Annotated in this window: 25 protein-coding genes and 1 riboswitch; of the genes, 9 read left to right on the top strand and 16 right to left on the bottom strand. The window is 61.1% G+C overall.

Annotation, left to right across the window (positions count from 1 at the left end; translation table 11 throughout):
- Nucleotide 1: 1 nt before the first annotated feature.
- The 10 genes from ACOAP0_RS01070 to ACOAP0_RS01115 all read right to left on the bottom strand — a co-directional run bounded on the left by ACOAP0_RS01070 (nt 2) and on the right by ACOAP0_RS01115 (nt 10,467).
- A complete protein-coding gene (locus ACOAP0_RS01070; protein WP_498375961.1) occupies nt 2–985 on the bottom strand; it encodes an aminotransferase class I/II-fold pyridoxal phosphate-dependent enzyme in 984 nt (327 codons plus the stop codon).
- Nucleotides 986–1,957, bottom strand: coding sequence for an adenosylcobinamide-phosphate synthase CbiB (gene cbiB / locus ACOAP0_RS01075; RefSeq protein ID WP_498375960.1), 972 nt, complete (start codon nt 1,955–1,957; stop codon nt 986–988).
- 6 nt (nt 1,958–1,963) lie between these two features.
- On the bottom strand, nt 1,964–2,533 hold the full coding sequence (gene cobO, locus ACOAP0_RS01080; protein WP_498375959.1) for a cob(I)yrinic acid a,c-diamide adenosyltransferase: 570 nt from the start codon (nt 2,531–2,533) through the stop codon (nt 1,964–1,966).
- Nucleotides 2,534–2,743: 210 nt separating this feature from the next.
- Entirely contained in the window at nt 2,744–3,577 is an 834-nt protein-coding gene (locus ACOAP0_RS01085) for an ABC transporter ATP-binding protein (RefSeq protein WP_498375958.1), read from the bottom strand.
- On the bottom strand, nt 3,574–4,662 hold the full coding sequence (locus ACOAP0_RS01090; protein WP_498375957.1) for a FecCD family ABC transporter permease: 1,089 nt from the start codon (nt 4,660–4,662) through the stop codon (nt 3,574–3,576). Before ACOAP0_RS01090 ends, ACOAP0_RS01085 begins: the two co-directional genes overlap by 4 nt.
- Nucleotides 4,659–5,600 carry an ABC transporter substrate-binding protein gene (locus ACOAP0_RS01095; protein ID WP_498375956.1) on the bottom strand — a complete coding sequence of 314 codons (942 nt, stop codon included), beginning with the start codon at nt 5,598–5,600 and terminating at the stop codon, nt 4,659–4,661. Before ACOAP0_RS01095 ends, ACOAP0_RS01090 begins: the two co-directional genes overlap by 4 nt.
- A 167-nt stretch (nt 5,601–5,767) precedes the next feature.
- The gene (gene cobU, locus ACOAP0_RS01100; protein ID WP_498375955.1) at nt 5,768–6,343 is read right to left on the bottom strand and encodes a bifunctional adenosylcobinamide kinase/adenosylcobinamide-phosphate guanylyltransferase; all 576 of its coding nucleotides are present in this window, start codon (nt 6,341–6,343) and stop codon (nt 5,768–5,770) included.
- Between the two features lie 5 nt (nt 6,344–6,348).
- Nucleotides 6,349–7,200, bottom strand: coding sequence for an ABC transporter substrate-binding protein (locus tag ACOAP0_RS01105; protein WP_498375954.1), 852 nt, complete (start codon nt 7,198–7,200; stop codon nt 6,349–6,351).
- Nucleotides 7,197–8,618, bottom strand: a complete 1,422-nt coding sequence (locus tag ACOAP0_RS01110; protein WP_498375952.1) for a cobyrinic acid a,c-diamide synthase CobB — start codon at nt 8,616–8,618, stop codon at nt 7,197–7,199. The genes ACOAP0_RS01105 and ACOAP0_RS01110 overlap by 4 nt, the downstream gene beginning before the upstream one ends.
- Before the next feature lie 4 nt (nt 8,619–8,622).
- Nucleotides 8,623–10,467 carry a TonB-dependent receptor domain-containing protein gene (locus ACOAP0_RS01115; RefSeq protein WP_498375951.1) on the bottom strand — a complete coding sequence of 615 codons (1,845 nt, stop codon included), beginning with the start codon at nt 10,465–10,467 and terminating at the stop codon, nt 8,623–8,625.
- A 70-nt stretch (nt 10,468–10,537) separates the two neighbouring features.
- Nucleotides 10,538–10,775: riboswitch (cobalamin riboswitch) on the bottom strand.
- A 37-nt stretch (nt 10,776–10,812) separates the two neighbouring features.
- Between ACOAP0_RS01115 and ACOAP0_RS01120 the strand changes: the two genes are divergently transcribed.
- The 3 genes from ACOAP0_RS01120 (at nt 10,813) to ACOAP0_RS01130 (ending at nt 12,446) form a co-directional block, all read left to right on the top strand.
- The gene (locus ACOAP0_RS01120) at nt 10,813–11,037 is read left to right on the top strand and encodes a DUF904 domain-containing protein (protein ID WP_087494039.1); all 225 of its coding nucleotides are present in this window, start codon (nt 10,813–10,815) and stop codon (nt 11,035–11,037) included.
- On the top strand, nt 11,034–11,369 hold the full coding sequence (locus ACOAP0_RS01125) for a cell division protein ZapA (RefSeq protein ID WP_498375950.1): 336 nt from the start codon (nt 11,034–11,036) through the stop codon (nt 11,367–11,369). The genes ACOAP0_RS01120 and ACOAP0_RS01125 overlap by 4 nt, the downstream gene beginning before the upstream one ends.
- Before the next feature lie 261 nt (nt 11,370–11,630).
- Nucleotides 11,631–12,446, top strand: a complete 816-nt coding sequence (locus ACOAP0_RS01130; RefSeq protein WP_498375949.1) for a sulfite exporter TauE/SafE family protein — start codon at nt 11,631–11,633, stop codon at nt 12,444–12,446.
- 12 nt (nt 12,447–12,458) lie between these two features.
- Here ACOAP0_RS01130 and ACOAP0_RS01135 read toward each other — a convergent pair whose 3' ends face one another.
- From ACOAP0_RS01135 to ACOAP0_RS01150, 4 genes are all read right to left on the bottom strand, one after another.
- Nucleotides 12,459–13,760, bottom strand: a complete 1,302-nt coding sequence (locus tag ACOAP0_RS01135; RefSeq protein WP_498375948.1) for an HD-GYP domain-containing protein — start codon at nt 13,758–13,760, stop codon at nt 12,459–12,461.
- Between the two features lie 211 nt (nt 13,761–13,971).
- Nucleotides 13,972–14,709 (bottom strand): acetoacetyl-CoA reductase, encoded by a 738-nt coding sequence (phbB, locus tag ACOAP0_RS01140; protein WP_087494043.1) that lies wholly within the window; start codon nt 14,707–14,709, stop codon nt 13,972–13,974.
- 89 nt (nt 14,710–14,798) lie between these two features.
- Nucleotides 14,799–15,977 carry an acetyl-CoA C-acetyltransferase gene (locus ACOAP0_RS01145; RefSeq protein ID WP_498375947.1) on the bottom strand — a complete coding sequence of 393 codons (1,179 nt, stop codon included), beginning with the start codon at nt 15,975–15,977 and terminating at the stop codon, nt 14,799–14,801.
- A 30-nt stretch (nt 15,978–16,007) separates the two neighbouring features.
- The gene (locus ACOAP0_RS01150) at nt 16,008–17,708 is read right to left on the bottom strand and encodes a PHA/PHB synthase family protein (RefSeq protein ID WP_498376111.1); all 1,701 of its coding nucleotides are present in this window, start codon (nt 17,706–17,708) and stop codon (nt 16,008–16,010) included.
- Nucleotides 17,709–17,827: 119 nt separating this feature from the next.
- Between ACOAP0_RS01150 and ACOAP0_RS01155 the strand changes: the two genes are divergently transcribed.
- Nucleotides 17,828–18,139, top strand: coding sequence for a hypothetical protein (locus ACOAP0_RS01155; RefSeq protein WP_498375946.1), 312 nt, complete (start codon nt 17,828–17,830; stop codon nt 18,137–18,139).
- On the opposite strand, the gene pgeF is transcribed toward ACOAP0_RS01155, so the two are convergent.
- Both pgeF and maiA read right to left on the bottom strand, forming a co-directional pair.
- Nucleotides 18,071–18,859 carry a peptidoglycan editing factor PgeF gene (gene pgeF / locus ACOAP0_RS01160; RefSeq protein WP_498375945.1) on the bottom strand — a complete coding sequence of 263 codons (789 nt, stop codon included), beginning with the start codon at nt 18,857–18,859 and terminating at the stop codon, nt 18,071–18,073. The genes ACOAP0_RS01155 and pgeF overlap by 69 nt on opposite strands.
- 1 nt (nt 18,860) lies before the next feature.
- Entirely contained in the window at nt 18,861–19,529 is a 669-nt protein-coding gene (maiA, locus tag ACOAP0_RS01165) for a maleylacetoacetate isomerase (protein WP_498375944.1), read from the bottom strand.
- Nucleotides 19,530–19,589: 60 nt separating this feature from the next.
- Between maiA and ACOAP0_RS01170 the strand changes: the two genes are divergently transcribed.
- The 5 genes from ACOAP0_RS01170 to ACOAP0_RS01190 are packed head-to-tail and all read left to right on the top strand — an operon-like array spanning nt 19,590 to nt 23,140.
- A complete protein-coding gene (locus ACOAP0_RS01170; RefSeq protein WP_498375943.1) occupies nt 19,590–19,892 on the top strand; it encodes an antibiotic biosynthesis monooxygenase family protein in 303 nt (100 codons plus the stop codon).
- Nucleotides 19,893–19,906: 14 nt separating this feature from the next.
- A complete protein-coding gene (locus ACOAP0_RS01175) occupies nt 19,907–20,602 on the top strand; it encodes a fumarylacetoacetate hydrolase family protein (protein ID WP_498375942.1) in 696 nt (231 codons plus the stop codon).
- A gap of 3 nt (nt 20,603–20,605) precedes the next feature.
- The gene (locus ACOAP0_RS01180; protein ID WP_498375941.1) at nt 20,606–21,151 is read left to right on the top strand and encodes an NUDIX hydrolase; all 546 of its coding nucleotides are present in this window, start codon (nt 20,606–20,608) and stop codon (nt 21,149–21,151) included.
- Nucleotides 21,148–22,581 (top strand): exonuclease domain-containing protein, encoded by a 1,434-nt coding sequence (locus ACOAP0_RS01185; protein ID WP_498375940.1) that lies wholly within the window; start codon nt 21,148–21,150, stop codon nt 22,579–22,581. Before ACOAP0_RS01180 ends, ACOAP0_RS01185 begins: the two co-directional genes overlap by 4 nt.
- Nucleotides 22,565–23,140, top strand: coding sequence for a hypothetical protein (locus ACOAP0_RS01190; protein WP_498375939.1), 576 nt, complete (start codon nt 22,565–22,567; stop codon nt 23,138–23,140). The genes ACOAP0_RS01185 and ACOAP0_RS01190 overlap by 17 nt, the downstream gene beginning before the upstream one ends.
- The last annotated feature ends 32 nt before the right edge of the window (nt 23,141–23,172 follow it).

Consider the following 23,172-nt stretch of genomic DNA (forward strand, 5'->3'; position numbering starts at 1 on the left):
GTCAGTTTCCAGATTTCAGGTTGGCAACAAGGGCATCGACGGCATCAGGCGGCAGAACGCCGAGCCGTGCCCAACCGGGCAATCCAAAGGATGTGGTGTCACGGAGTTTGATGCCACGAGCGCGCAAGGTGGGCAGCAGGACTGAAAGGTTACGCCCCTCGGGCGGTCGGGCGCAAAAGAAATTGGCGTCGCTGGACTTCACGGTCCAACCCGCTTTTTCAAGTGCGCTGACTTGATTGCGCTTCCACTCACGCAAAGTACCCAGACTCTGCATTACCCACGCCTGCGTGTCTGGTGCCGTCCAGCTGTGCAACAACGCTACACCGTGGGCCCCCAGCACCCACGACGGGGCCATGGCATCCAGAGCGGCAACGGCAGTCTGTGCATGGAGCGGCGCAATGGCATAGGCGGCGCGCACGCCCGTGAGTCCCAGCGCCTTGTTCGGGGAGAACATTTGCCACACGCTCTCGCTCCGGCTTGAAGACAAGGCCGGCTCGCCGCTCAGACGCAGTGGCGCATACGCGCCATCCAGCACCACGGTGCTGCGCTCCAGATTCATGGGCCAACCCAAGTGGTTTTGACCGGTGGGACTGGCAGGGTCGCAGGCCCAAACCAAGTCCGCAGCATCCGGGTCGCTCGCCTGTGTCAGCCCCCAAGCCTGCGCGGCATGCCCGTAGTCGCCATATGCGTGCTGCGGCAGATGCACCCGGCTACCACCCGCTTGGCGCACCCAGGCACTGATGCGGAAGATGAACTCGCTGGCGCTGCCCGCCAGCACGACCCGCCACGGATCGACTCTGTGATGCCTTGCCAAAGCTGACTTCAAGGCGGTGTACTGGGGGTCGGGGTAGCGGGTCGCATCAGCCGCCTGCACCGCAGCCCAAGCCATGGGGCACGGCCCGCAGGCGTTGGAGTTGGTGGAGAAATCGAACTGCGCCGCGCCTGCCGCATCAGGCCCGCCGTGGAGTCGAAGTGCGGGTTTCACTCAAGCCCCTATCGCTATCAAAAGAAGAGCTGCCAGCGCAGAGCCCACGAGCGCCAGCACCGCTTTGGAGGCATAAACCTGCGCGGTTTCCATATCGTCCCCCTGTGCTTCCCGGCCATCAGGGTTCAGCACATACACCGCTGGTTTTCGAAGAACCACACCCAGCACCAAAGCCATGGCCGCCATGGGCCAGCCGCTGTTGGGCGAAGGTGTTTTTCGTGCTTCGACGGGCAATCGACTGCGCAATGCCCATGCACGCCGGCCTGCAACCAGCAAGAGCAACACGGCCGTGACTCGGGCAGGCACCCAGCTCAGTACATCGTCGGAACGCGCCGCCCATTTGCCGGCCCAAGCCCAATTGCGGCCCTTGTAGATGCCGGGGTAGCCCCACATGGCATCTGACGTATTGGCAAATCGGTAGAGCACTGCACCCGGCAGACCCAGCACCACGAACCAGAACACGGGTGCGACCACGGAGTCATTCAGGTTTTCTGCCAGCGTCTCAATGGCACTCTCACGTACCTGCACGCCGGTGAGCCGGGTTACATCCCTGCTCACCAACCAGGCCAGTCGCTCACGCCCTGCATCCAACCCTTGCGCCAAGGCTGCTTCGACGGCTTGCACTTCACTTTTCAGCATTGCCCACGCCAGCATGGGTTTGAGCAACAAGCCCATAGCCACACCGGCGGCCCACCAAGGCAGCTCCAAGGCAGCTCCTAGCAAGAGCAAAGACGCGATCAAAAACAGAGCAGCTCCCGCACACCAGATGAGCGCCCCCAGCACAAAACCTGCAACATCCCGCACAGCTGGGTCCTGGCGCGCGCGACGCTGCAACCAGGCCCCGGTGCGCTCCAGATAGTTCCCCATCCAGACCACCGGGTGCAGGCGCGCAGGCGGTTCGCCCCAAACGTGGTCCACGGCAAATGCCACCAGCAGCGCCAACGCGTTGCAGAGGACCCAAGTGCTGATCATGGGCTGTCAGTCCTCAATGCCACGCTGGGCCGGAATGCCCGCCTTGAACGCGTGTTTGACCATCTGGATCTCGCTCACCGTATCCGCCAACTCAATGATTTCGAGTGGGCAACGGCGTCCGGTCAGCACCACATGCACATGACCGGGGCGGGACTTGAGAGTTTCCAGCACATCGTCCAGCGGCATCCAGCCGTAGATCAGCGGGTAGGTGATTTCGTCCAGCGTGACCATGAAGTAATCGCCGCTCAGGATGGCTGCTTTGGCCTTGGCCCAGCCGTCGCGCGCCAGCTGGGCGCTGTGCTCCAGGTCCTGGCTTTTCCAGCTGAAGCCGTCGCCCAAGCCCTCGATGGGGATGCCGATCTGCTCGAACATGCGGTGTTCACCAAAGCGGGCGGTGGGCACCTTCATGAACTGGAAGATCTTGACCTTCTTGCCACGGCCATGCGCGCGCAGGGCCAGGCCGAAAGCAGCCGTGCTTTTGCCTTTGCCGTCGCCCGTGTTGACGATGACGATGCCGCGGCGTTCGCCCTCGGCTTTTTCATAGGGCTTTTCGGTGGGTGGGGTTTCGATGTGCATGGGTTCTCTGACAAAACTACGAGTGTGAATCGGCTCAGGGGAAGCCGGGGCGGGCTTTCCGCGCAGGTTAAGGAGGAGCCCGCAACGCGGGCGGGGGACACGGAGCGGAAAGCCTGCCCCGGGCTTCCCCAGCAAGTGCCAATAGCGCGCCGGAAGAACCGGAACGAATGCCCTGCTCCGTGTCCCCCGCCCTGCGGGCTCCTCCTTAACCTACGCAGAGCAACCATTCCGGTCCTCCCTCGATGGCCTGGTCTTCGGCAACGCCACCCACTGCCCTTCAATGGCATGGATGGCGATACGGTGGTCGAACACGTCAACCAGCGCAGCATGGGTGCTTGCATCATTGCTCCCTCCATGGTGGGTGATACGTCCTTGCGCCATCACGACCACTTGGTCGGCATGCAGGGCCATGCTGATTTCATGCAAAACGCTCACTACCGTGGTGCCTTGCGCCACCAAAGCGCGCACTACATCCAGCCAGTCGGCTTGGTGCGGCGGGTCCAGGTTGGCCAGGGGCTCGTCCATAAGCAGCACTTGGGTCTGCACCGCCAGCGCCCGTGCCAGTAGCACCCGCTGACGCTCGCCGCCGCTCAGGTGGCCCAGCGGGCGGCAGCGCCAGTCCCAGGACTGGGTCGCACGAAGCGCTTGCTCTACGGCCGCTAGGTCTGCCGGGCTGGCCGGCGCCAACCAGGCTTGGTGCGGCAGGCGGCCCAGCAAGGCCACGTCCCACACCGTCAAATCATCGGCAGAGGTTTCGTTCTGACCCAGCCAGGCCAACTGGCGGGCGCGCTCGCGCTGCGGCAGTGACTGCATGGGTTTTCCCAACAGATGCACCGTACCGCTATGGGGCAGCACTCCGGCCAGACAGCGCAGCAAGGTGGACTTGCCCGCTCCATTGGGGCCGACGATGCTGGTCCATTGGCCAGCCGCTATGTCTAATGACACACCGTGCAGCACCTGCTGCTTTGCGATGCCATTTCCGAGGCTGGCGCTTATGGAATCTGCGCGGATAGCTATGTTTTTCCTAGCATTTTCATGCGTCATGCGGCACCTCCGCTATGCCGGCCACCACGGTGCATCAACCACAGAAGGTAGCCACCGCCCAGCACTGCGGTAAGTACGCCCACTGGCAGCTCTTGCGGTGCCAGCAGGCCACGCGCCAGCGTGTCGGCCGACATAAGCAGCACACCACCCACCAAGCTGGAAAGCAACATCAGGTGGGCATGGGTGGTTTTGACCATAGAACGCACCAGGTGCGGCGCTGCCAGGCCAACAAAAGCGATCAGCCCTGTTTGCGCCACCGCCGTACCGGTGGCCAGCGCCAGCACAGCCACCAAAGCGGCGCGCATGGGCGCCACCGGCAGACCCAGGCTGAGTGCAGTTGCATCCCCCAGGCTCAGGCCGTCGAGCACCCGTGCCAACAGCCAGGCGGCCAGCACACACACCAGCCACACACCGGCCATCAGGCTGAACGAAGTCCATCCTACAAAGGCCGTAGATCCCAGCATGAAAGCCTGCATGGCTTGCAGTGAATCGGGGGTGAATAGCAACACCAGGTGTGTAGTGGCACCCAGCACCACTCCCACCACCACACCCGCAAGCAACAGGCGCAGGGTGTGGCCCACACCTCGGCTGAGCAACAGGGTCAAGATCACTGCGGCCACCGCGCCCACGAAAGCCGCTCCGGTCAAGCCGATGCGCACCCAAACGCTGCTGGAAAACACGCTGACCGCAACCGCGCCATTCATCATGCTGCCGGCGCTGCCGCCACCCAGCATGCCTGCGCCACCGCCCAAGGCCGCCAGAGCCAAAGCCACGCCCAGCGAAGCGCCCGAGGCGCTGCCCAACAGATAAGGGTCCGCCAGCGGGTTGCGGAACAAGCCTTGCGCTACCGCACCGGCCAAGCCCAACAGCGCACCAGCCGCCCAAGCGCCCGCCGTGCGCGGCAGCCGGATCTGCCAGACGATCTGCTGTGCCATGGCCGTCTGGCCCGGATCCTGGTCGGGATTCAGCAAGGGCGTCAGCAAGTTCTCAAACCCGGTGCTGCCCACACAGATGCCGACGGCCAGCAGCAACAGGGCTGCAAGCACCCCTGCCAGAGCCAGCCAGCGCACCAAGGGGTTGTTCACGACTTGCCTCCATTCACGGGGGACTTGGTCTCCAGGCACTTGGCCATGATGCGCGCGGCCTCGGCCATGCGCGGGCCGGGCCGCACCAACACGTTGGACTCTTCCGTGGGGAAAATGCACACCCGGTTTTCACGCAACGCGCGTATGGACTGCCAACCGGGCCGCGCCATCAAGGCACCTGCGCTGCGCTGACCGATCAGGATCACGTCCGGATTGGCCCGCACAATGAACTCGGGATTGAGTTTGGGGAAAGGGCCCAACTTGCCGGGCACGATATTTTTGGCACCCAGCCGGGTCAGCGTTTCGCCGATGAAGGACGATTCACCTGCCGCATACGGCCCTTCGTTCACCTCAAAGTACACCTTGGCGCCGCGTGCTTTGGCGGGCAGGGACTGGGCCGCAGCCGACACGCCCGCATCTATCGCGCGCCAGATGCGCTGGGCGTCCTGCACCTCCAGCAATTGGCCCAGTTTGAGCAATACACGCTGCACATCCGCATGGGTTTTGGGCTCCAAGGCGAACACTTTGATGCCCAAAGACTCCAGCCGCTCGCCTGCGCGGGACGACTTGGCCATGAGCACCACATCGGGTTTGAGGGCGACGATCATCTCGATATTCGGGTCCAGCCCACCACCGACCTGGGGCAGCTTTTGCAAGCTGGCCGGATAGGTGGAATAGCGGTCCACCCCCACGATGCGATCGCAGCGGCCCAGCTCACAGACTGTTTCTGCCAATGAGGGAAGCAGGCTGACGATGCGTTGCGGCGCGGCTGGCAAGGTGATGGTTACTCCGCGGTCGTCGGTGACTTGCAGGGCGTGGGTGGCACCCGCATAGCCAAATACCAGCGCGATCACCACCGTCAGGCGAGGCACCCATACGTTTTGCTGCGTGTCCCCCGCCTGCTGCGCAGGCTCCTCCTTGACCTCCGCAAAACGCATGGGCGCCCCACCTTCCCGCCAGCACCTGAGCAGGCGCAGTGGCCAAGGGCTTTGCGAAGGTAAAGGAGGAGCCCGCAACGCGGGCGGGGGACACGCAGCAAAGTCCTTGGCCACTGCGCTTGCGGCCCACAAACATGCTCGGTGAAAAATCCCTGCACACCACGACATCAGGCAGCACCCTTCAAAGTCAAAGGCAGCCCGGCTGCCATCAAGGTCACTCGCTCACATGCGGCCGCAACGTCCTGGTTCAAACGCCCCAACGCATCCACAAACGCGCGCACCTCGCGCCCCATGGGGATCACGCCCAGACCGATCTCGTTGCCCACCAAGACCACTGGCCCCTTGGAATCCTGAATTGCAATCAAAAGAGAAGCTGCTCGCGCAGTATCCATGGGCGCGGGAGCCTTGTTTGACTCATTCTCTGCTGGCATCAGCAGGTTGGTGAGCCACAGCGTCAGGCAGTCCACCACCACCAGCGTGCGGGCATCGCTGTGCTGGCGAATGGCTTCGGCCAAGGCAAGCGGTTCTTCCACCGTGCGCATGCCGGGCACGCGCTCGGCGCGGTCAGCCTGGTGGCGGGCAATGCGCTGGCGCATTTCTTCATCCCAGGGTTGGGCGGTGGCAATCAACACAGCCTCATGGTCGGGCGAGGCATCCAGCCACTGCCGGGCTAGCAGTTCGGCCCGGCGGGATTTGCCACTCTTCTGGCCACCCAGAATCAGCTCAGTGGGGGATATGGTCATTGTCCTCATGGCTTGAATGCTCCCGCGAGGTCCGCGTCCATCCACTGCAAAAACAGCGCATGCATCTTGTGCACACCGTCGGTCAAAGCGGCCGGGCCCGGTTGCAGGATGTCGGGCGATTTGATCTCAAACAGCTGCTGGTGCCGTACTGCGTTCACTTCGGCCCAGCCTTCTCGCGCAGCCACGTTCTCGGGGCGGAATTTCTTGCCGCACCAGGAGCCCAGAATGATGTCGGGGTTACGGCGGAAGATCTCTGCGCCATCGGCAATGATGCGCTGCTTGCCCATGGGCTCTTGCGCCAACTCGGGGAAGCAATCGTCACCTCCGGCGATGCCCATCAGCTCCGAGACCCAACGAATAGCGCTGATGTGGGGCGTGTCCCATTCCTCAAAAAACACCCTGGGACGCCGGGCACCTGCGGCGACCTTGGCCGCCACCGCGGCTTGCATGGCACGCAGATCCGCTTGCATGTCCGCAATGCGTTGTGCGCCCTGCTCCACCTCGCCCACCATGGCGGCGAGCTGGTACAGCATGGAAAAAATCTCGGCCACGCTGCGCTGGTTGAAGATGGTGACTTGCACGCCGCGCTTGACAAGGTCGGACGCGATATCCGCCTGCAGATCAGAAAAACCCAGCACGCAGTCTGGTTGCAAGTCCATGATCTTGTCGGTCTTGGCGCTCAAGAACGCGCTGACTTTGGGTTTCTCTTCCCGGGCGCGGCGCGGCCGCACGGTATAGCCCGAGATACCCACAATGCGATGCTCCTGCCCCAGCAGATACAGCCACTCGGTGGTTTCTTCTGTCAGGCAGACAATGCGTTGCGGGCCGCGCTCAAAGTGCAGCAGATCGTGCGTCATGCAGAGACTCCATCAGGCGCTGTCAACAGCTCGACCACAGCAGCCGGGCAGGAAGGAAACCACGCATGAAAGTAACTTGCACGGACAGCACCGTGCTGCCACACCGCCTCGCCGGCATCGGGCAGCGGGTCGTGGTCCGGTTTGGCCGTGCGGGTGGCGGACTGCAGCGTGGTGCTGGTGGTGGAGTAATGGAATGTGTGACCGCGCAGGGTGCCGCTTTGCAACTGGAGTTGCTGCGGCCCCAAGGCCGCCAAACGCTTGTGCATGGTGACCTCACCGGGCAACAAGCCCCACTGTGCATGGCGGGCGCCGTCAGTGGTGACCAAGGTGTCAAACAAAGCCATCATGCCGCCACACTCGGCCCACACCGGCTTGCCCGTAGCGATGTGCGCAGCCAGGCTTTCGCGCAAAGAGATGTTGTCGGCAATCGCCTGCGCATGCAACTCCGGGTAGCCACCGGGAATCCACACGGCATCACAGGACGGCAATGTGCCATCGCCCAATGGCGAGAAAAACACCAGCTCAGCGCCAAGTGCGCGCAGGGTGTCCAGGTTCGCCGCATAGATAAAGCAAAAGGCTGCGTCGCGGGCTACTGCAATGCGTTTGTGCAACAAGGAAGGAGGCTGGGGTGACAGGCTGTTCTGCGTAGGTAAAGGAGGAGCCCGCAAAGCGGGCGGGGGACACGGAGCAGAGCGGCCTGTCGCCCCAGCTTCCGGCAGCACGTCAGCAGAGCTGAAGCTCACCGACCACCGCTGCAAATCCTTCAGTGTCATCCTCCCCAACGGCGTCTCAGCCAACGCATCCGCCGCCGCATCCAGCCTCTCCATTGCATCCGTGACTTCACTGGCCACCGTCAGACCCAAATGGCGCTCCGGAAGCGTCATCGCGGCATTGCGCATCACCGCGCCCATGAAATGTTCGGGCTCACGTACGCTGCCTTGCAGCATCGTGGCATGGCGCTCGCTGGCCACACGGTTCGCCAACACGCCAGCCCAAGGCAGATTCGGAAGGTAATGCTGAAGGCCGTAGGCCAATGCCCCGAAAGTGCCCGCCATGGCAGAGGCATCTACCACCGCCAACACCGGCAGACCGAACTTCCCCGCCAGATCGGCAGCGCTGGGGTCTCCGTCAAACAAACCCATCACTCCTTCCACGAGGATCAGATCGGCCTCTTGCGCCGCCGCGTGCAAGCGCGCGCGGCAGTCCTCCTCGCCCGTCATCCACAAGTCCATCTGGTAGACCGGCGCGCCGCTGGCCAGCGTATGCCAGTACGGGTCCAGAAAATCCGGTCCGCACTTGAACACCCTGACCTTGCGCCCCTGACGGGTGTGCAAACGCGCCAACGCCGAGGTGATGGTGGTCTTACCCTGCCCGGAAGCGGGCGCGGCAATCAAAATCGCGGGGCACGCAGTATTCATGAGTTCAAAGTGCCCATTTCAGACCAACATACAAAGAGCGGCCCGCGGTCGCATAGCCCGTAGCGGTCTGGTACTGGGTGTCCGTGGCATTGTCTACCCGGGTCAGCAACTTCCAATCCTTGGTCAGCTTTTTCTCGGCAGTCAGATTCAACAGCACATAGCCTGGCAGGTAGTTGGTGTTGGCGTTTTCGTTATAGCGTTGCGAGTAAGCCTGAATCTCTGTTCCCCACAGCCAGCCAGCAACATGGGTGTCTAGCGCCAGCAAGCCGTGATGGGTAGAGCGGCGCCCCAGCAGCTTGCCGGTTTGCACATCTCTAGGGTCTTCCAGGTCCAAAGATCCCCGCAACGTGAAGCCCTCAAACACCTGCTTGGCCGCAATGGTGATGCCTTTGTAGCGCGCTTGTGCGGTGTTGAAGTAGCAGCCCTTGCCGCTTCCAGTGCCAAGATTGCTGGGGCAAGTCCCGGTGTTTGCCACAAAACTGATCAGGTTGTTCACGTCGTTGTGATAGACGGTCACGTCCAGCGAGTGAGGGCCGCTCTGGCGGTGCAGGCCCAGTTCGGTGTTGCGGCTGGTTTCTGCACTCAAATCTGCAGAGCCATAGATGCTGAAACGCTGAAACAAAGTGGGCGCCCGGAAAGAGGTTCCTACCGAAGCCGTGGCACGCCATTGCTCAGACAGGGCGAGGCCGTAACCTACTGCACCGGTGTTGACGCCACCGAAAACGCTGTCTGCATCGTGCCGGGCATTGAATTGCACGCTGTGCCCGCCCTTGGACCAGCCGTAACCCACAGCCGCAGAATTTTGGAAATGCTCGGTGTCTTTTGGCGTGGTACTGGCGTTGTTGAGCTGGTCTTCGCGCCGCTCCAGAGCGAGCGTGGCGGTGCCAGCACCTGCCTTGTATTCATTGAGCCAGAGGTAGTTGTTCAGTACGGTCTTGGTCAGGTAGACGGTAGGCGTGGTTTCGTACTTTTCCTGCGAGTTGCTCATGCTCACCGTAGTTCGGTACGCGTCTGTCCATTCACCTTTCCAGCTCAAGCCACCCGCTTGGAGTACCTTGAGGTTGCGATCGTCCTTGGCGGTACTGTCATAGCCGGAATCCAGCAGACTGCTCAGAGCCGTAAGTTCCAGGCGGTGTGCTTCATTCAATTGCAGGCCCAGACGCCCGGTGTACGACTCCAAGCGGTAGCCGTCGTCATCCCCATTCACGGTATTGGGGGAGCGTGCATTAAAACCCTTGGAATAGTCATTGGCGGCATTGATGGCGTAGTCCCACTGTGCATTCCCGCCGCTCACACCGGCCGCGAGTTGATGGGTGCCATAGGTCGCGGCACCGATCGATACGTATGGGGCCGGTGCACCCTCACCTTTGCGGGTAAAAATCTGCAGTACTCCGCCGATGGCATCAGACCCGTACACCGCCGTGGCCGGACCGCGCAGAATTTCGATGCGGTCAATCTGGGCGACGGGAAGTGCTTCCCAACTTGCGCCACCTGTGGATTGCGAATCCATCCGCACGCCATCAACATAAACCGCCATAAAGCGAGATTCCGCACCCCGCACATAGACGCTAGTGGTGGACCCGGGGCCACCATTGCGGGCCAACTCAAAACCCGGCACCCGGGACAAGACTTCCGCCAAGCTTGCCGCGCCATTGCGATCCAGATCGGTGCGATCCAGTATGGATACATCAGCCACCAGGTCCGTCACTGATTGCTCCACGCGGGTGGCTGTGACGACTACCTCCTTGAGCGACCTGACAGGCTCATCAGATTGCGCTGCACAGACACCATGGATGCACAACAAAGCAACAGACACGCCGATAGGTGTCCGGGAAAACAAAAAAGACATGAAAAAAACCCGACTAGAAACTCTCCCCGGCTTCCCCGCCAGGGCATGAGCGTTAAGGAGTTGCGCCTGGCGCAGCTCCACCTTGTTGGCCGGTATCCGGGCTGGTGGAAACAACCTTCATCGTCTTCCCAAGCGCGTGTTCAAAACGCTCAGTGACTGTGATGAAAGCGGTGTCGAAGTGACACGTCCACTTACCGTTGCGGGGGCAGCGCAGGTTAGGGACCGCCGCGTACGGCAGACCCCTCCTGCTTCCCGTTGAACTGCGGCATGCGAACCACACCGCGAGCACCAACAGGGCGCATTTTACGCAGCTAATGCTTGCGCCACGCCTACAATAAATGCCTTATGTCGAATCAGACTCCCATCGACCAAATCGCTGAGCGTGTGGAACGCCTGCTGCTTCGCTATGAAGAATTGCAGCGCACCAACGCCCTGCTCACCAGCCAGGTGGAAACACTCACCCATGAGCGTGATGCGCTGAAGTCCCGTCTGGGTGCAGCACGTGCCCGTGTGGATGCGCTGCTGGAACGCATCCCTGACAACTTGGCGACCCACAAAGACCCGACATGAAACAGCTGGAAGTTCAAATCATGGGGCAAAGCTACCTGCTGGGTTGCCCCGACGGTGGTGATGCACGCTTGCTGGAAGCCGTGGAGCGTGTAGACACTGCCATGTGCAAAATCCGCGATGCCGGCAAGGTGCGTGCCCGTGACCGCATTGCCGTACTGGCAGCGCTCAATCTCGCTTTCGACCTGGCCGACAAAGCTCCCACCAACGAAACGGCACCCGTGTCGGCCCCTGCCGCCACCACAGCACCTATCGAAGGCGATGGTGCCCTATTGCTGAACTCCTTGCTGGAGCGACTGGACGCAGCACTGGGCGACGACGGGCGCCTGTTGTAGGGCAACGAAATAAGCCCTTCCCCCGGCGCAAGTTGAGGGTTGCGACCTACAATAGAGACGTCTGCGAACCCGCCGGGCTTTATATTTCCTTGAACCAATGCTCATTGAGCCAGGGCTTGGAATATTGCTCGACTAGCGTGATCATCTCGCGTCAGATGAACCCAAAGTTGACGCTGACCTCGCCCACCTGAACCCCGGTTCAGGATGCCGGTCCGGTGGATCTTCGCAGGCACCTCATTCCAACCTTCAGGCGCCCCCTCCATGCCGTTTGAACCCCTCCTGATTCTCGAACTGGCAACACTGGGGTTAGCCACCGGTTTTGTCGCCGGCCTGTTGGGCATTGGCGGCGGCATGTTGATCGGCCCTTTTCTCACCTGGATATTGACCTCCCGCGGGGTGCCGGCGGACATTGCCGTAAAGATGGCGATTGCCACGTCCATGGCGACCATCATGTTCACCAGCATTTCGAGCGTACGCGCCCACCATCAGCGGGGAGCCGTGCGGTGGGACGTGGTGAAACGCCTGGCCCCCGGCATTGTGTTGGGTGGTGCACTGGCGAGCCTTGGCGTGTTCGCCCTGCTCAAAGGGACCACGCTGGCATTGCTGTTCGCCTTGTTCATCGGCTACTCGGCCACGCAAATGTTTCTGGACAAGAAACCCAAACCGAACCGCCAGATGCCCGGCACTGCAGGCCAGTGGGCGGCGGGCAGCGTCATTGGCTTCTTGTCCGGACTGGTGGGAGCTGGCGGTGGCTTTGTGAGCGTGCCCTTCATGGTGGCGCACAACATCCTCATCATCAATGCGGTGGCGACCAGTGCGGCACTGGGATTCCCGATTGCGCTAGCCAACACCAGCGGCTATGTACTCGCTGGCCTGACACTACCTGGCTTGCCCGCCTGGTCATTGGGCTATGTCTGGCTGCCGGGCTTGGCAGTAATCGCTGCGTGCAGCGTATGGACAGCACCGCTGGGGGCACGTACAGCGCACAGGCTGCCGGTTGCCAAACTCAAGCGGGTGTTTGCCTGCGTGTTGTACCTCTTGGCGGCCTACATGCTTTGGAAAGGCTTGAGCGCCTGAACGGCGCCCGCATCACACCGGTGCAGCCGGTTTTTCGGGCTCTACCGCTTGCTCGAAAAAGTAGGCAATGCGCTGCCGGGGAGCCAGATAGTCCAGCGCTGCCGGTGGCAGATTACCGGGCTTCAAGCTACGACGTATACCCAGCTGCGGGGCTTTTTCCAGATCTAGGATCAGGGCCTCGTGCTTGGGCACTCCGGGCTCATGCAACACCACACGTGGCTTGAGCGGGCGGGACGAATTCACGGACACCACGATGCCGTACCGGTCGTCAATCAATTGCACCACCGAGCCCGGGGGATACACACCCATCATCCGGATGAATGCGCTCAAAGCCGCTGAATCGAAGCGGGATTTGAACTGCGCGAAAATCAGTGACAAGGCTTCATGCGGCGTCAAGGCAGCGCCCGGGCGGCTGGGGTTGCACAGGTTGTCATAGCGGTTCACCAGCGCAAGAATGCGGCCGGAAGTTCCCATGGCGTCGCCGCGCAAGCGAGACGGGAACCCGCTGCCATCCACCATTTCGTGGTGATGCAGCATGGCCAGCAGCGCCGGCGGGTTCAACTCCATGGCACGGCCTATCGAGATGCCCTGGGCCACATGCTCCTGGTACAGACGGTATTCGGCGCTGGAAAAGTTGTCTTCCAGCCAGCGCACGCGGTCCGGTAACTTGACTTTGCCTATGTCGTGCAGATAGGCCGCCATGCCCAAATCCATCAGCTCGCCACGCGAGAGGCCCATGGCCTTGCCCAGCAGCAGAGCGATGATGGTCACATTGACCGAATGCATGGATGACTTGTCTCCTGCAGTCTCGGAAAGCAGGCGGATGGAAGCCTCGCCCTTGTCCAGCATGTCATTGACGTAGGTCGTCACCATTTCCATACAGGGGGCTGCTGCTTCCTTGGGGTTGGACTGCACAATGTCCAGGGTCTTGCGGTAAAGCCGCACTGATTCTGCAAATCGCCGCTCACACACGACCAGACTTCGCTCTTGCGCCGCCAGCATGGCGGCACGCAGTTGACGCTGCTCCCGCTCACGGGCAGCGGCCTCCTGGCGTGCCAACTCTGCGGTGGCGGCCTCACTGAGTGCTCCGGACGTTGCACCCTGATCTGCAACCTCAGGCAGCACATCACTCTTGGCGGGCACATAGCGGACCTGGGGCTTGCCCAGCCCGCGAATTACATCAATCTGTTTCTGGGAACTGATCTTGAAACTGCCGGTGGGAAATGGATGCGCCATCCAACCTACATCCAACTCGATGTAATGCCCCACGCGCAAAAGCGCGACATCAATCCACACAGACTCTTCAGATTTCATAAGCTCGTTGTTCGCTTGCGCAGCGTTCTTTTCTCGGAATTCGACATCAACACGTCAAACTTCAGCGCAAGTCCCTTCATTCCCAAATGAGCATACCCCAGCGTTTAGGGCTCCTCAGCCGGATAGGAGACATTTCTGCAAATCCGCCACACGCAGCGACATAAAAAAAGCCCGCTCAAAGCGGGCTTTTTGCGGGGCATGCAGCCGGGTTTTAACCCATGTGCAAGCCGCCATTCACCGAGAAGTCAGCGCCAGTGGCGTATCCGCCCTCTTCCGACGCCAGCCAGGCAATGATGGATGCAATTTCCGAAGGCTCGCCAAGGCGTTTGACGGGCACCGTCGCCACGATCTTGGCCAGCACATCCTCACGGATGGCCTTGACCATGTCGGTGCCGATGTAGCCGGGGCTCACGGTGTTGACGGTCACACCCTTGGTGGCCAGTTCCTGGGCCAAAGCCATGGAGAAGCCATGCATACCGGCCTTGGCAGCCGAGTAGTTGGTCTGGCCGGCCTGGCCTTTTTCACCGTTCACGCTGGAAATATTGATGATACGGCCCCAGCCTTTTTCCACCATGTCAGGCACCACTTGCTTGGTGACGTTGAACATGGAGTCCAGGTTGGTGCTCATCACCGCTTGCCAGTCTTCGCGGCTCATCTTCAGGAACATACGGTCACGGGTGATACCGGCGTTGTTCACCAGCACGTCGATGCTGCCGTGCTCAGCCTTGGTCTTGCTGAAGGCTTCGACGGTGGAATCCCAATCACCCACGTTGCCCACAGAGGCGTAGAAGGTATAGCCCAGTTCCTTTTGCTCGGCCAGCCACTTGGCATGGTCGCGCGTAGGGCCGCAACCGGCGATGACTTTGAAGCCTTCCTTGTGCAGGCGTTGGCAGATGGCGGTTCCGATGCCACCCATGCCGCCGGTGACGTACGCTACTTTTTGACTCATTTTGTTTCCTCTTTTTAAATCACATTGCTATCAATTCAGTAGCTGCCAGCGCACATTCCTTGGGCGCTAGCAGCCCAAAACACCTCAAATCAACGCTCGACCGCCAGGGCCACGCCCATGCCGCCGCCAATACACAGGGACGCAACCCCCTTCTTGGCGCCGCTGCGCTGCATTTCGTGCAGCAGGGTTACCAGGATACGGGCGCCAGACGCGCCGATGGGGTGGCCGATGGCGATGGCGCCACCGTTGACGTTGACCTTGGCGGGATCGATGTCCAGCAGCTTGTTCACCGCGCAGGCCTGGGCGGCGAACGCTTCGTTCAGCTCAAACAAATCAACGTCGGATGCCTTCCAGCCTGCGCGTGCCAGCGCGCGCTGGGTGGCAGACACCGGGCCTAGGCCCATGAGGGCGGGGTCCAGGCCGGTGGTGCCGAAGCTGGCAATGCGTGCCAATGGCGTCAAGCCCAGGGCTGCAGCCTTCTTGGCGGTCATGACCACCACACCAGCAGCGCCATCGTTGATGCCGGAGGCGTTACCGGCGGTCACGCTGCCCGCCTTGTCAAAGGCGGGGCGCAGGCCGGCCAGGGCTTCGGCGTTGGTCTTCTTGTTGATGAACTCGTCAGCGTCAAACACCACGGGGTCACCCTTGCGCTGGGGGATGACCACCGGCACGATTTCGGCTTTGAATTTGCCGGCCTCTTGCGCAGCAGCTGCTTTTTGCTGGCTGCCCAGAGCTAGCGCATCCTGCTGCTCACGGGTAATGCCCTGCGCCTTGGCCACGTTCTCGGCGGTAATACCCATGTGGTACTGGTTGTACACATCCCACAGGCCGTCGGTGATCATGGTATCGGCCATCTTCCAGTCGCCCATGCGCTGGCCGTCACGGCTACCCAGCAGCACGTGGGGAGATGCGCTCATGTTTTCCTGGCCGCCGGCAATCACGATATCGCTGTCGCCCCAGGCCACTGCCTGTGCGGCCAGCATCACGGCCTTAAGGCCGGAGCCGCAGACGGCATTGATAGTCAATGCGGGAGTTTCCTTGGCCAAGCCGGCTTTCATCACGGCCTGGCGTGCAGGGTTCTGGCCTGCGCCAGCGGCCAGCACCTGACCCAGGATGACTTCGCCCACAGCGTCTACAGGCAGCCCGCTGCGCTCGAGCAGGCTTTTAATCACAATGCTTCCCAGCTCGGTTGCGGGGGTTTTGGCCAAAGAGCCACCGAATTTTCCAACTGCAGTACGGGCCGCAGCAACGATCACGATATCTTCCATCAGGTGTCTCCTTCTTAATGAATCAAAAACTCAGGCTTTCGCCTGTACATAGCGCCCTGGAGCCGCCTCTATGACTTTGTACTTGCCCTTGCCATAGCTCTTGGGTGCAGCAATTTGCTTGCCAGCGTGGCCCTTGAGCCACTGGGACCAGTCGGTCCACCAGCTGCCGGGATGTTCGACAGCACCCTCCAACCACTGTGCATGCGTCTTGGGCAACTTGCCATCAGCACGGATCCAGTGGCTGCGTTTGTTTTTCGATGGCGGGTTGATAACCCCCGCAATGTGACCCGATGCGCCCTGCACAAAGCGCTTCTTGCCGGGTAGCAGCTGCGTAGAGGCATAGGCACCGCCAATGGGCACGATGTGGTCTTCCCGCGAGCCGTAGATGTAGACCGGAATGTCCAGCGCGCTCAAGTCCAGCTTCTCGCCACACACGGTGAGCTTGCCGGGCTTCTTGAGGTTGTTTTCCAGGTAGGTGTTGCGCAAGTACCAGGCGTAATACGGGCCGGGCAAATTGGTGCTGTCGCTGTTCCAATACAAGAGGTCAAACGGCGGCGGAGTTTCACCCTTGAGGTAGTTGCCCACTACGTAGTTCCAGACCAGGTCGTTCGGGCGCAAGAAACTGAAGGTACTGGCCAAATCCTGGCCCTTCATCAAACCGCCCTTGCCCAACTCGGCCTCGCGGTACTTGACCATGCCCTCGTCGATAAACACGTCCAGGATGCCGGTGTCCGAAAAGTCGAGGAAAGTGGTGAGGAAGGTGGCACTGTCCACCGGCTTTTCGCCACGGGCGGCCAAAACACCCAGCGCTGTGCCCAGCATGGTGCCGCCCACGCAAAAGCCCAGCGCGTTGATGGTGGGCGATCCGCTGATCTCTTGGGTGACGCCGATGGCCTTGATCACGGCGCCATCGATGTAATCGTCCCAGGTTTTGTGGGCTAGCGACTGGTCCGGGTTGCGCCAACTCACCACGAAAGTGCGGTGGCCCTGCTCTACCGCGTAGCGAATCAGAGAATTGTCCGGCTGCAAATCCAGAATGTAGAACTTGTTGATGCATGGTGGCACCAGCAGAAAGGGCTTTTCGTAGACCTTGGCGGTCAACGGTTTGTATTCGATGAGTTGGAACAACTCGTTCTCAAACACTACGGCGCCTTCGGTGGTGGCCACGTTCTTTCCAACTTCGAACAGGCTCTCGTCCGTCATGGACACATGGCCTTGCTGCAAGTCATGCACCAGATTCTTCACACCCAAGGCGATGCTCTCACCTTTGGTTTCAATGGCCTTTTTTTGAGCTTCGGCGTTCAGGGCCAAAAAGTTGCTGGGGGAAGCAGCCGCCATCCATTGCTCGACCGCAAAGCGGATGCGGTTTTTGGTTTTGGCATCGGTTTCCACTGCTTCGGCCAAACCCATCATGGTGCGGGCATTCAACAGATAGGCGGCTGCGGCGTAAGCGGCCACAGGGTTGTCATGCCAGGCCGGGGCAGCAAACCGGCGGTCCGGCAAAGCGGGCGACTGCGTCATGCCTTGGGTGAACAGTTTCAGAGCCTCTTCGGTGTAAGACTTCTGCAGCGCCTCCAGGCGCTCCGGCGCGAAGCGGATTTCAGGGAGTGCCTCGGGCATCGCCGGGAACCCAGCGCCTGCGGCACCGGCATCGAGACCCTTGAAGGATTCCAGCGCCTTGGAAAAGCTTTGGGTGAAAGCCTGTTGAAACTGCTCGGCCGCCTGGGCCATAAAGTCAGAAGAGGGTTGCGTCACGCCATCACCTTGAAATTTAGTGGGTCTAGTCTAACTGCCAAGTATGGCAGGCTTAAGCTGCGATATCCTGACAGGACTACCTCTCCGAAACCCTGATGTACATCATTCCCATCGCCTGGATCTACGTTGCCCTGATGATGAGTGTGGCCGAGGCCACCAACACCACAGGTTCGGTGCTGGGCGCCATCTTCACTTTTTTGCTGTACGGCGTGCTGCCGGTAGCTCTGATGATGTATTTCATGGGCACCCCGGGCCGCAAACGGGCTTTGAGGGCTCAAGAAATGGCCGAGCGCCAAGCCGCAATTGACGCGCATCAAGCGGCGGCACAGGCGACGACGTCACTCCAGCCAGATGCAGGCGGCCAGCCGCCCGCTGACGCGGTCCCGCCGGTGGCTGAAAAACCGTAAGGGGTTGCTGACGGTGCACCACGCCGCGCTGCCGTCATTTCCCCAGATGCTGTTGACGCCCGCAAGGTGCAAGCGCTGACGCGCGAGCGCCGGCAAATCCGCCAGCCATTTGCCGGCAGACAAGGGGGCAAAGCAGGCTGCAGCAGCCGGCAAAGCCTCAACGAATGCGGCGCGCACTTCGTGGCCCACCTCAAACGCTTGCGGCCCTATGCAGGGGCCTAGCCACGCTATGATTTCAGGAGCTGCTCGCGCACTATCCACGGGCGGTGGAGCGCCAAAACACTTTAAAGTCTCCTCCAGCACGCCCTGCCCGCCAACACCCGCCAAACCACGCCAGCCCGCGTGTGCGGCCGCCACCCGGCTGCCATCCGCTGCCGCGAAAAGCACAGGCAGGCAGTCCGCCACCATGATGGTGCAGACCGTACCTGCCTGTGTGGCGTAGCAGGCATCGGCTTCAGTCCCGTCTGGCGTACTGGCCTCCACGTGCAAGCAGGTGTTGCCGTGCACCTGATCCAAAAACACAGGTCTACCGCCTACGGCCTGGGCCAAGCGTTGCCGGTTGACCTCTACTGCGGCCCCATCGTCAGCCACATGCAGGCCCAGATTCAGGCTGTCATACGGGGCACTGGAAACTCCCCCTTGGCGAGTGGTACACAAGGCCCGAACCCGGGGCGGGGCCGGCCAGGCTGGGATGATCCAACCCTCGTGCGTTGCAGCCATATTAAGACGTTCCATCCGGGCAGGCGTCGGGACTTGCGCTTTGGAAGGCCTCCAATGCCATGCACGCATCAAACGCAGCCATGGTGCGGGGCAATCCGTCCAAGGACACCGCAAATCGTTTGGCATTAAAGATCAGCGGCACCAGGCAACAGTCGGCCAATGTGGGTGACTCTCCAAAACAAAAGGTATGTGGCGCAGGCAAGCCGCGTTTCTGCTGCCACGTGTCCAAGGTTGACACCTGTTGCTCGAACGCCTCCAGTCCGCTGCGGGTCCAGTGGTGGTACCACTGGTCTTTGGAAGCATCATCCAACTGCATGGGGCCTTTAAGGTATTTCAGTACCCGCAAGTTGTTCAAAGGGTGGATTTCACAGGCAATCGACTGGGCCAAAGCCCGCACCTTCGCGCGGCCCAATGCATCAGCTGGCAGCAGCGGGCGCTCAGGGTGGACTTCATCCAGATACTCCATGATGGCCATGGACTGCGTCAGCACCTCGCCAGCATCCTCCAATGTGGGCACCAAGCCATCGGGATGCAGCTCTCGGTACGCGGGCTGCAATTGCTCGCCGCGCACCAAGTGCACTGCAGCGTAGTCATAGGGAAGGCCCTTGAGGGCCAAGGCAATGCGCACCCTGAAAGCGGCCGACGATCGAAAGTAGCTGAACAACTTCATGCCACCGAGGATAAACCGATGCCGTTACCATTCCACCATTCACCCCGATTTGGAGACACCATGATTCTTGAGCTTGCCGACATCCGCATCCATCCCGGCCAGAATGCCGCCTTTGATGAAGCCATTGCCCGCGGCTTGCGTGACGTGATCTCCAAAGCCAAGGGTTGCCAGGGATTCAAGGTCAACAAAGGCATTGAGAGCCCCGAACGCTACATCCTGCAGATTTTCTGGGACACCCTGGAAAACCACACGGTCGACTTCCGGGAAGGCGAACTCTTCCCCCAATGGCGTGCCATCGTCGGCCCTTTCTTTGCCCAACCACCCGTGGTGGAGCACTTTGATCTGGTGGTGAAATCCGTTTAACGCTGGAGATTCCCATGAGCTTTGTGTTCAACCCGCCAGCCGTCGCCAGCGTGGCAGTTGCCGGCCAGCCTGCCCGGTTTCCGGTGCACCGCATCTACTGTGTAGGCCGGAACTACGAAGACCATGCCAAAGAAATGGGCCACACAGGTCGTGAGCCCCCGTTTTTCTTCATGAAGCCTGCTGATGCCGTGCTGGCCGCAGAAGCGGGCCAGACGGTGGATATGCCCTACCCCACTCTCACCGCCAACCTGCACCACGAGGTGGAACTGGTGGTAGCCATAGGCACCGGAGGGAGCAACATTCTGGCCGCCGACGCACACCGCCACATTTACGGTTACGCCGTGGGCCTAGACATGACGCGCCGGGACCTGCAAAACGACATGAAGAAGCAAGGCCGCCCATGGTGCATCGGCAAAGGCTTTGAACACTCTGCCCCCATAGGCCCCATCACCCCTGGGGCTCTGGTGCCGGATGTAGAGTCCGCCACCATTGCGTTGCAAATCAACGGCACAGACCGCCAGCGCAGCACGGTGGCAAAGCTCATCTGGAACATTGCCGAAACCATTGAGCAACTGTCTGCAGCTTGGGCGCTGCAACCCGGCGACCTGATTTATACCGGCACCCCCGAAGGCGTCAGCGCCGTGGTGCGTGGTGATGTATTGCATGCCACTGTGGACGGACTGGAATCCCTCACCGTGCGTATAGTCTGACCCATGCAACGCTCCCCCATCAAACATTGCAAAGAATGCGGCTCTGCCGTCGAGTACCGCGTGCCGGACGACGGGGACACCAAGCCCCGTGCTGTCTGCCCTGCCTGCCACACCATTCACTACGAAAACCCGTTGAATGTGGTGGGTACCGTGCCGCATTGGGGAGACAAGATTTTGCTGTGCAAGCGCAACATCGAGCCGCGCTTCGGCAAATGGACCTTGCCCGCAGGCTTCATGGAGCTCAACGAGACTACAGCGGAAGGTGCAGCGAGGGAGACTGACGAAGAAGCAGGCGCCCAGTTTGAGCTGGAGGGCCTTTTCAGCCTGCTAAATGTGGCACGCGTAGGCCAAGTCCACATGTTCTATCGCGCCCGGCTCACGAGTGACCAGTTCAACCCCGGTACCGAGACCATCGAGGCGCGCCTCTTCAGCGAGGAAGAAATCCCCTGGGACGAGATTGCGTTTCGCACCGTCAAGGAAACTTTGGAACACTATTTCGCCGACCGCCGCTCCGGGCACTACGGCATTCACACCATCGACATCGCGTGAGCACCGCCATGCTGCCCAGCTATGTGGTGCTGGACCTGGAGACCACGGGTGGCAACGCAACCCAAGACCGGATTACCGAGATCGCTGCGGTACGCATTGACAACGGAGTCGAAACCGCACGCTGGTCTACCCTGGTGAACCCGGGCGTGCGCATTCCACCCTTTATCCAGAGCCTGACCGGCATTACCGACGCCATGGTGGAAGATGCGCCCACCTTTGCCCAGGTTTCCAAGCAACTGCTGGAGTTGCTGGAAGGCGCCGTATTCGTAGCCCACAACGTGCGGTTTGACCACGGCTTCGTCGCCAACGAACTGGCGCGATTGGATGTAACACTCAAAGCCAAGACGCTGTGCACCGTTCGCCTCTCGCGCCGGCTGTACCCCCAGCACAAAGGCCATGGGCTGGACGCCATCCTGCAGCGGCATGGTCTGCAAACTCAAGCACGCCACAGGGCCATGGGCGACGTGGAAGTGGTTCTGGCCTGGCTGGATGTGGCCGCGCGCGAACTGGGTGCCGAAGCCCTGCAAACTGAAGCCTTGGGACTACTGCAGGGCAGCGCCGCCCTGCCCCCGCAACTTGAAACTCCTGTGTCGGATATTCCGGATACGCCGGGTGTGTACCTGTTTTACGGGGAAGGCAGCATTCCGCTCTATGTGGGCAAAAGCGTGACCTTGCGCACCCGTGTGATGTCGCACTTTCAGGCCTCCACCAAAGTGGCGCGCGAGATGCGCATCCTGCAGGAAATCCGCCGTATCGAATGGCGCGAAACGGCAGGCGAGCTTGGCGCCTTGCTACTGGAATCCCGGCTGATTAAAGAGCTACAACCCATTCATAACCGGCTGCTGCGGCGTGAAAAGCAACTCACTTCCTGGAAGCTTCACGATGACCCGGCCGCACGGCCCTTGCTGCAATTGGTCCGACTGGACCAGGTGAACGCGGCTGACATGGGACAACTTTACGGCGCCTATCGCTCCAAGCGCCAAGCCATGGACGCCCTGCGGACTTTGTGCGAGACGCACCAGCTCTGCCCCAACGCACTCGGGCTGGAATCCGGCAAAGGCGCATGCTTTGCCAGCCAGATCGGACGCTGCAAGGGCGTGTGCGCGGGCCGCGAAGTGCCGGCCTTGCACCGTGTTCGCTTGCAAATGGCATTGGCTGAGCATCGCCTGCAAGCCTGGCCCCACACCGGTCGCATGGGCATCCGGGAGCACAACCCGCTCACCGGTAGAACCGACATCCACGTCTTTGATCAGTGGTGCCATGTGGCTACGGTGCATGACGACGATGCGCTACGAGACGCCATCTCTGCCCGTCAGCCCCTGGCGTTTGATCTGGATACCTATCGCTTGCTGCTCAAACGGCTGACCGGCAGCGGACTGCGTTCGCGCGAAGTGCTGCACCTCGGATCTCAACATGTCCACGCCGGTTAAGAACCTGCGGGTTCAGTTAGCAAGTGCCTTGCTGGACTTGGTAGTGCAAGTGCCAGAGAGTGGCGAAACTGCCCGGGCAGACACCGCCGCTCGCGCCCACGCTATTGCCCGCAAAGCAGCCAGGCAAGCCAGCATGATTGCGGCTACGCTGTCCCTGCCGCCGGGCTGGATGGGTTGGCTCACCGTACTGCCGGAAATGGTGGGGGTCTGGAAGATTCAGGCGCAGATGGTGGCGGACATTGCCGCGCTGCATGGCCGGCGCAGCAGCCTGGGCAAGGAGCAAATGTTGTACTGCTTGTTCAAACATGTATCAGCACAGCTGTTCCGCGATTTCGCGGTGCGCGCCGGTGAGCGGGTGGTGGTGCGTTCGAGCACCATGAAAGCCTTGGAAGCTCTTGCACTGCAAATCAGCGGCAAGCTGCTGGGCTCTGCGCTGAAAAAAGGCGCCTCTCGCTGGATACCCCTGGCCGGTGCGGTGGGGGTCGGTGCCTATGCGTACTACGACACGCTCCAGGTGGCCAAGAACGCCCATCAGCTCTTTGCTGCTGATCCACAATAAGCCTCTTTTTCGATTTCTGTTGATTGCCTCCT

Source organism: Curvibacter sp. Hmag1.1 (genome assembly GCF_059769165.1).

Coding starts and splice junctions, on each gene's coding strand:
- cbiB (WP_498375960.1), bottom strand. CDS start 1,957: ATGATCAGCACTTGGGTCCTCTGCAACGCGTTGGCGCTGCTGGTGGCA.
- cobO (WP_498375959.1), bottom strand. CDS start 2,533: ATGCACATCGAAACCCCACCCACCGAAAAGCCCTATGAAAAAGCCGAG.
- ACOAP0_RS01085 (WP_498375958.1), bottom strand. CDS start 3,577: ATGACGCATGAAAATGCTAGGAAAAACATAGCTATCCGCGCAGATTCC.
- ACOAP0_RS01095 (WP_498375956.1), bottom strand. CDS start 5,600: ATGCGTTTTGCGGAGGTCAAGGAGGAGCCTGCGCAGCAGGCGGGGGAC.
- cobU (WP_498375955.1), bottom strand. CDS start 6,343: ATGACCATATCCCCCACTGAGCTGATTCTGGGTGGCCAGAAGAGTGGC.
- ACOAP0_RS01105 (WP_498375954.1), bottom strand. CDS start 7,200: ATGACGCACGATCTGCTGCACTTTGAGCGCGGCCCGCAACGCATTGTC.
- ACOAP0_RS01110 (WP_498375952.1), bottom strand. CDS start 8,618: ATGAATACTGCGTGCCCCGCGATTTTGATTGCCGCGCCCGCTTCCGGG.
- ACOAP0_RS01115 (WP_498375951.1), bottom strand. CDS start 10,467: ATGTCTTTTTTGTTTTCCCGGACACCTATCGGCGTGTCTGTTGCTTTG.
- ACOAP0_RS01120 (WP_087494039.1), top strand. CDS start 10,813: ATGTCGAATCAGACTCCCATCGACCAAATCGCTGAGCGTGTGGAACGC.
- ACOAP0_RS01125 (WP_498375950.1), top strand. CDS start 11,034: ATGAAACAGCTGGAAGTTCAAATCATGGGGCAAAGCTACCTGCTGGGT.
- ACOAP0_RS01130 (WP_498375949.1), top strand. CDS start 11,631: ATGCCGTTTGAACCCCTCCTGATTCTCGAACTGGCAACACTGGGGTTA.
- ACOAP0_RS01135 (WP_498375948.1), bottom strand. CDS start 13,760: ATGAAATCTGAAGAGTCTGTGTGGATTGATGTCGCGCTTTTGCGCGTG.
- phbB (WP_087494043.1), bottom strand. CDS start 14,709: ATGAGTCAAAAAGTAGCGTACGTCACCGGCGGCATGGGTGGCATCGGA.
- ACOAP0_RS01145 (WP_498375947.1), bottom strand. CDS start 15,977: ATGGAAGATATCGTGATCGTTGCTGCGGCCCGTACTGCAGTTGGAAAA.
- ACOAP0_RS01150 (WP_498376111.1), bottom strand. CDS start 17,708: ATGGCCCAGGCGGCCGAGCAGTTTCAACAGGCTTTCACCCAAAGCTTT.
- ACOAP0_RS01155 (WP_498375946.1), top strand. CDS start 17,828: ATGTACATCATTCCCATCGCCTGGATCTACGTTGCCCTGATGATGAGT.
- pgeF (WP_498375945.1), bottom strand. CDS start 18,859: ATGGCTGCAACGCACGAGGGTTGGATCATCCCAGCCTGGCCGGCCCCG.
- maiA (WP_498375944.1), bottom strand. CDS start 19,529: ATGAAGTTGTTCAGCTACTTTCGATCGTCGGCCGCTTTCAGGGTGCGC.
- ACOAP0_RS01170 (WP_498375943.1), top strand. CDS start 19,590: ATGATTCTTGAGCTTGCCGACATCCGCATCCATCCCGGCCAGAATGCC.
- ACOAP0_RS01175 (WP_498375942.1), top strand. CDS start 19,907: ATGAGCTTTGTGTTCAACCCGCCAGCCGTCGCCAGCGTGGCAGTTGCC.
- ACOAP0_RS01180 (WP_498375941.1), top strand. CDS start 20,606: ATGCAACGCTCCCCCATCAAACATTGCAAAGAATGCGGCTCTGCCGTC.
- ACOAP0_RS01190 (WP_498375939.1), top strand. CDS start 22,565: ATGTCCACGCCGGTTAAGAACCTGCGGGTTCAGTTAGCAAGTGCCTTG.